Origin of the sequence: Mesorhizobium sp. Cs1299R1N1, from assembly GCF_037179655.1 — a bacterium.
GTDB classification, from domain to species: Bacteria; Pseudomonadota; Alphaproteobacteria; order Rhizobiales; family Rhizobiaceae; genus Mesorhizobium; species Mesorhizobium salmacidum.
In genome coordinates this window covers 1-243 of the sequence record NZ_JAPYKR010000153.1, presented here as the reverse complement: position 1 = coordinate 243, position 243 = coordinate 1, and the positions used below count along the sequence as shown (strand labels likewise).

Annotated in this window: 1 protein-coding gene; it reads left to right on the top strand. The window is 70.4% G+C overall.

The genetic code is table 11. The features are described from left to right. Positions 1-243, top strand: a 243-nt coding sequence (locus O7A70_RS34135) for a hypothetical protein (RefSeq protein WP_337144248.1), incomplete at both ends; no start/stop codon positions are given.

Below are 243 nucleotides of genomic sequence, written 5' to 3'. Positions count from 1 at the left end.
CCGTCAACGAGGCGGCCCTCGACACCTCGACCACCGGAGCCGATCTCACCCACGGCACCGTCACCGGCTCGCTGCCGGGCTCGACCGCCGAGACCGATGCCGCCAACCAGCTCGCCGCCACCGGCGGCTTCGCACCGCTCACCTATCAGCTGGCCAGCGGCGGCAATGCCGCCACAGCCGGAACCTACGGCACCATCCAGGTCCACACCGACGGCAGCTATGTCTATACGCTGACCGCACCCG